The sequence below is a fragment of the Pseudoneobacillus rhizosphaerae genome, assembly GCF_917563885.1.
GTDB lineage: Bacteria > Bacillota > Bacilli > Bacillales > Cytobacillaceae > Pseudoneobacillus > Pseudoneobacillus rhizosphaerae.
In genome coordinates, this window is record NZ_CAKJTG010000007.1 from 195,525 (window position 1) to 202,094 (window position 6,570).

A 6,570-nucleotide genomic window follows, 5' to 3' on the forward strand; every position below is an offset into this window, starting at 1 on the left:
ATTCTTAGTACATTTAAATATTGATTTCACTTTCTCGCGCCACTGAAGCTCACTATTGATATTTTGGAGTATTATTCGAGAATTTTGAGGGAACCGTATGAAAGTGACTGATTAATAGATATTAGAGATATCCAAAAAAAGATCCTTCAGAAATAAAAAAATTGACCCAAAATGTTGTCATTTGACAATCATTTGAGCCAGAAAATTTCAAACTAATCCTAAAATATGATTGTATTTTCCATACATGCAAATCAATCTTTTATCTTTTGTCGGTACCAATTCAAGTTTCGTTATCGGAGTAGTCCGCATACTTATTCAATTGCTCCAAAGCCCGAACTAAATGTTCTGCGAGTGCCGGTGCTAGAGTTCTAGAATAATAGGTTGAAAGATGATGGAGGTCACGATACGCTAATATATTTCCAACGACAGGGTTGCAATGTTCATCATCACAGAAGTATGGCGATAGATCGGCAAATTTCACATTGCTTGGTATTCCTTCTGTGTTTTCCCAAGGTAGATTCTCCGATAATACATCTTTCCTCGGTGCTGCACATCTAGTTAGTTCACCTTCATCAACACATAATGGAGGGTCAACTAACATTCTAGGGGTATCACGGATGGCAAACACTTCTGTAATGCCTTCAAGCTTTTTCCATTGACTGAGGAATCCTAATGGTATCGTTTCTCCTTTTCCTACATTTGCAGTAGTGAATACGTAATCAGGTGGCTCTTCTATTAGTAAGTCAATTAATTTTTCATTCCACTCCATGCATGAATCATGTAGTTGGCCGTTAAAATTATCGTCTGAAAAACGGCAGGCATCCTTATTGTATACATCGATTCGTAATTTCAGGTTCGCTGATATTTCCTCCAAAGCTGGGAACCAATGCCCTGAATGAGAACCCCCTACAAGAGCAATTGTATAAACAGGATTTTCCGTTTCACCATAAGAACATCTTTTCACTCTTGGATCATTAAACTCAGAATAACATTCAGGATTTTCATAGAATGCTGGTAGATCATTTTTAACATGAACAGTTGAGGGAATGATTTTCATAATTCCTTCGGTAACCTCACCGTCACTGTTAGGAATGATATCGGCAGAAACACCAAGAACCCCTTCTTCATAATATTCTTCCTCAAGATTCTTGATCGTCTGATTAACGGTTACTCCCCAAGTAGTGTTGACAATAAAGACAGGAATCATAAACGCAACTAAAGTGGCTCCCACCTTCCAAGATTGCTTACTATTCATTTTTCGTATTGGCGTTTCAAGACCTTTAGTTGAAAGAATGGAAAAAATTAACGCAATTGCCAAAATGATAAGACCACCTTGAAGGGATACCGTGTCCGTTCCGAAATAGGCGTAATAAAATATCAATAGTGGCCAGTGCCACAAATAAAAACCGTAAGAAATACTGCCAAAAAATAAAAATGGTTTTGAACCTAACAGTCTTTCTACACCTAAACTGCTGCCATTGTCTGCTGCTATAATGACTAGCATGACGCCAATCGTTGGCAAAAGAGCTGCATATCCTGGAAAAACACTTGATACAGGTAAAAGAATTCCTGTCATACAAATAATGGCCAACCCTAACCAACCTAAAACAGTACTGACGTATTTATTAAAATTAACATAAGGAATGGTTAGCGCCAATATTCCCCCTAAGCTAAACTCCCAAACCCGCGCAAACGTATTAAAATATGCCCATGGTTGATTTACAGCGGTAATATAAACCGAATACCCGATAGAAATCGCAAAAATAACGGATAGCAGAGTTAAAAGCGTTTTTCGGGGCGGAGTATTCAGTACTTTACTTGCAAGGAAATAGGCGAATAGAATGATAAGTGGCCATGTAACATAAAATTGACCTTGAATGGATAAAGCCCAGAAATGTTGAAACGGACTCGCTTCATTGTTTCGAGCTAAATAATCGACTGCATTATGTGCCAACTGCCAATTTTGAAAGTAAAAGGCAGAGGTGAATGATTCAGCAATAATTTGCTTCCACTGCGATTGCGGCATAAGCAAAATGGAACCTAATGTTGTAAAGAAAAGAACAGTAAAGGCAATTGGAAATAGCCTTTTCGCCAATCCTAACAAATACTCCAAAAGGTTAATTCCTCCATTTCGGTCCATCTTTGACAATAATGAAGTGGTTATTAAGTACCCGGAAACAATAAAAAAGACATCGACACCACCGGAAACAGTCCCTAGCCATATATGATAAATAGCTACAAGAAATGCTGCCACAGCTCTTACCCCTTCAATTTCAGGGCGAAACTTTTTTGCAGGTGTTTTTAAATCCTCCAATACCGTACACTCCTTTGCAATCATCTCAACACTTACTAACCATTTCGCCAAAGAACCCAATAAATCCTCTCATTAATTGTAAATTATCAGAAAATTCCGGGACAAGGGGACAGGTTCCTTGTCCCAGCCTTGTTTGCTTAACCAATTTCAGTAAGATCAAACTAAAAGGTGGGGATATGGTCCCCTTTTCCCCTGTAATACTTTTTCTTCTAATTTAGGGGCATAATATCGGTAAAAGGAGAAATGCATACGTAAACTATTCTTGGAGTGAAAAAATGAAATATATAGGCAGAATCACGTTATTACTGTTTTCAATCATCGTTTCCGTAGTGGAATCATTTTCTGAAGAAAGTAAATTATCTTCAATACTAGAAGCATTATTTTTCGTCGCTATCGCCTTTTCAATTGGTTGGGTCTATGACGGATCTCGTTTCTATAAAGCCCAGGCTGAAATAAACAAGGAACATTTTCAAAGTTTAATTGAGTTTTCGCCGTATCCGATATTGGTATACCAAGAAAATAAGATTGCCTTTATTAACGATAAATTGGTGGAGTTGCTAAATTCTAGTTACGAAAAAATTATAGGGGAAACTATATTTGACTTTGTCCTACCCGAGTATCACTCAGCTATAAAAGAGCGTATTAAAAAGGCACAAAATGGTGCAATGGATGTAGAACGGAGCCAAATAAAAATTCGAGTAGGCAAAAACAATATCTTAGACATTGAAGTTACTTCTGTATCGATTGTTTATAGCCACAAACCTGCGGTGGAAGTTTTTATTAGAGATTTAACATCCGAGAAAAGGCTTTCAGAAAAATCGAAAAAAAATGAGGACCTGTATCGATTTATTACAGACAATTCAACCGATATCATTTCCTATATTAATCCCTACGGCGTATATGAATATATGTCACCGTCATGTACGCAACTATTGGGCTATAACCAAAATGAGATAATAAATCAAAATATGTTTGCTTTTATCCATCCAGATGATCTGGAGGAAATATCCAAAACCTTTACTGAAGCCAAATCCCTTATTGACTTTGCATCATTAACACACCGCTATAAGAAAAAAGATGGTTCATTCCTATGGCTTGAAACGAATGCTCGTACGATTCGTAATATTAATAAAGAGTTAGAAGGCGTTGTGACCGTTTCAAGAGATATCTCAAAACGGATGGAAAAAGAAGAAATCCTGTTAAAAACGAATGAAAGGTTACAATATTTATCCAATTATGATAGTTTAACCGATATCCCTAATCGTCGTTACTTTGTACAAACATTTAAAGATGAGTGGAATAGAACTATGCGCCAGTGTCTGCCATTATCTTTGTTAATGATTGATATCGATAACTTCAAAAAATATAATGACTTTTATGGGCATCAGGCAGGAGATAGCTGCATCCAACAAATTGCAAAAGCCATTAAAGGGACACTAAATAGACCCGGGGATTTCGTTGCACGATATGGCGGTGAGGAATTTGTCGTTCTCCTACCCGAAACAGACTTAAAAGGAGCCCAATATATTGGGGAATCACTGCTCTCTACCATGAAGAAACTGCAAATACCAACAGAAGTCTCTGAAACAAGTGACTATGTGACCTTGAGTATCGGTTGTACTTCACTAGTTCCCTCTGACCAACACAAACCAGAAGATTTAATCAAACAAGCAGACATAAATTTATACCTAGCAAAAGAAACGGGGAAGAATCAGGTGAGATGAGCGGGACAAGGGGACAGGTTCCTTGTCCCCCTACGCCCCTCTGGAACAAATTGTAATATTTTTCATTCTTGAAAAGAGGATTTCTTCTAGGCTATACTTAATCGTTAGTTCTATTTACATAGTGAATATCTACTAATGTCATTCCTAGGAGGAACCAGATGAACATCCATAAAAAGAATGCCCTTGAAAAGGTTTATATGACCAATATGGAACTATCCTTGTTAGCCTCTGGTGACGGAACTGAAGTAATCCATCACAAGTTATATGCAGGTGCCCGTCTAGCTATGATACCTGAAGAAGGCTGGACAGCCATGGAGCATATGTACGTATTATCTGGAAAACTGTTATATCAGTCTGAAAATAAAGAAGAATTACTAGAACAAGGCGATTCATTTTTTGCAAGCCCAGTTAATCAACATACCATTTTTATTGCTAAAACCGATGTCGAACTCTTATATGTAACCTCTCAACCTCAATTTCATTATTATAGCAATTCCGTTCGTAATATGATGGACCTAGCTGTTTCAGTTGAAGAAAAAGATGGTTATACGGCTGATCATTGCAATCGTATAAAAGATTTATCAATGTTGGTTGGAGAAGTGATGGGACTATCCCCAGATGAGTTATATATTTTAAACTTGGCAGCATTTCTACATGATGTAGGTAAAATAAAAGTTCCAAATGAAATATTAAATAAGCCTTCTGGACTTACTAACGAAGAATTTGAAATCATGAAAAAACACACCAGCTGGGGTAGAGAAACCTTGACCGCGACAGAGTTCGTTGATTTGGTTAAAGCTGGAGTAATTGTAGAACAGCATCACGAAAGATTTGATGGGAAAGGTTATCCTCATCAACTTAAAGGAGAAGAAATCCGAATTGAAGCTGCTATTATTACTGTTGTCGATGCATTTGATGCTATGACCTCTGACCGGGTTTACCGTAAAGGTATGCCAATTGAAACAGCACTGGAAGAAATAGAACGAAACAAAGGAACAATGTTTCATCCAGCTGTAGTTGATGCGTTCTTTTCTATAAAAGATAAAATTAGTTAAAAGGAGGTGATACAGATGAAAAAGATTTTAGTTACTTTAGCTTTAGTAGTAATGTTGCAATCATTATTTATTGGCGCAGCTAGTGCTGCTTATTTACAAAAGTCTGATAAAACGATTTCGATTAACACTGGACTTAATTTAAAAACTCCCTTAAACACTGGCAGTTTAACCTTTAAACTCCAAGAGGCAGTACATGACACTCTAACTTCTTCAACAGGATTAGAGATTGATCATTATTACCTTTGGGTCGAGTTGGATGGACAACAAGTTATCGGGGTTGACCCAATTAGAGCAATGTACTAACCGGGACAAGGGGACAGGTTCCTTGTCCCCGCTCTCCCCCCTATCAACGAACCCGATGAATAACACTTTTGGATATCCCAGTTATTCTAGATAACTGCCTTAAGTTCACACCCTTTAATTCTTTAAGCATGATTAAAATACGGTCTCTCTCTTCCTTATCTAATTTCTGTAAATTGCTGCTGTGCGTTATTCCCATTTCATTCAGATACTTCTTTACTTCACTATCCGACAATCTGACTTTTACCTCTTCATCTAGACATTCATCATGATTCTGTTGTTGCATATATTGTATAAACAATTGAATAGCTTGTTTTCTATCCTCAGAAAATAACCGAAAGCCCCAATCAATATCCACCATATCCACTTTCTGGACATACTCATGTATACTTGTCCATCTACACTTCCAAACACTATTCTCCAAACCTGCTTTTAGTGGGTTTTGATGAATGTATCTGAGCACAGTTAGAAAATACACATTACTTTCTACATTCTCACTTTTAAACCGGTCCTGAAATAAATGCCCCACTCGCTCATATTTCAAATTGTACCAATACACATAACTGGAACTAATACGCTTGATCGCTTCTGCTATCGTCTCATCCATTTCCCTCATTAATAAATGTACGTGATTATCCATTAAACAATAACTATATAACTGGTATTGACTGATGTCTTTGTATTTCTTTAATGTCTCTAAAAACTTTCGCTTATCCTCTTCGTCCTCAAAGATCGTTTGGCGATTAATCCCTCTCAACATAATATGATAAATGCCACTTCGGCTTTTCTTCCTTTCTGTCCTTGCCATATAAATCACCTCAAGGCTATATTTTTGTTTTATAGGAAAAATTTCTACACAGATAAAGTTCAATTGGAGTAGAGAAAAGTTTTGATGAATGATTATGGGGAGTTCATAAGTATTTTGGGTATATAAGAAGAGGCTGAGTCTTAAAAAATAGCTCTATAAAAACATGCAATTGATGAAACTTCAACAAACTAGAGAAAAGGGGAAATTCAATAAGTCATAACTAGAATCAATACAGATAAATGGAGGCAATTTTTATGACTCCTTTACTATACTACAAGAGAACCTTAAATCCTCTCTCAATAACAAATCTATTCACAAACCTTTTTTTGAAATTTAACTAAATTGACACAATTTAACAATGAGGTTTTG

Annotated in this window: 5 protein-coding genes; 3 read left to right on the plus strand and 2 right to left on the minus strand. The window is 36.7% G+C overall.

The annotated features are described in order from the left end of the window. Nucleotides 1–280 precede the first annotated feature (280 nt). Complete coding sequence (locus LRP83_RS07905) at nt 281–2,365, minus strand: acyltransferase family protein (RefSeq protein ID WP_354002330.1); 2,085 nt, start codon at nt 2,363–2,365, stop codon at nt 281–283. Between the two features lie 224 nt (nt 2,366–2,589). On the opposite strand from LRP83_RS07905, the gene LRP83_RS07910 reads away from it, so the two are divergent. The 3 genes from LRP83_RS07910 (at nt 2,590) to LRP83_RS07920 (ending at nt 5,396) form a co-directional block, all read left to right on the plus strand. Then, complete coding sequence (locus LRP83_RS07910) at nt 2,590–4,038, plus strand: diguanylate cyclase domain-containing protein (protein ID WP_230496146.1); 1,449 nt, start codon at nt 2,590–2,592, stop codon at nt 4,036–4,038. Between the two features lie 158 nt (nt 4,039–4,196). Next, nucleotides 4,197–5,093, plus strand: a complete 897-nt coding sequence (locus LRP83_RS07915) for an HD domain-containing phosphohydrolase (protein WP_230496147.1) — start codon at nt 4,197–4,199, stop codon at nt 5,091–5,093. 15 nt (nt 5,094–5,108) lie between these two features. Beyond that, nucleotides 5,109–5,396 carry a hypothetical protein gene (locus LRP83_RS07920; protein WP_230496148.1) on the plus strand — a complete coding sequence of 96 codons (288 nt, stop codon included), beginning with the start codon at nt 5,109–5,111 and terminating at the stop codon, nt 5,394–5,396. A 43-nt stretch (nt 5,397–5,439) separates the two neighbouring features. On the opposite strand, the gene LRP83_RS07925 is transcribed toward LRP83_RS07920, so the two are convergent. Next, nucleotides 5,440–6,201 carry a transposase gene (locus LRP83_RS07925; protein WP_230496149.1) on the minus strand — a complete coding sequence of 254 codons (762 nt, stop codon included), beginning with the start codon at nt 6,199–6,201 and terminating at the stop codon, nt 5,440–5,442. Nucleotides 6,202–6,570: the final 369 nt, after the last annotated feature.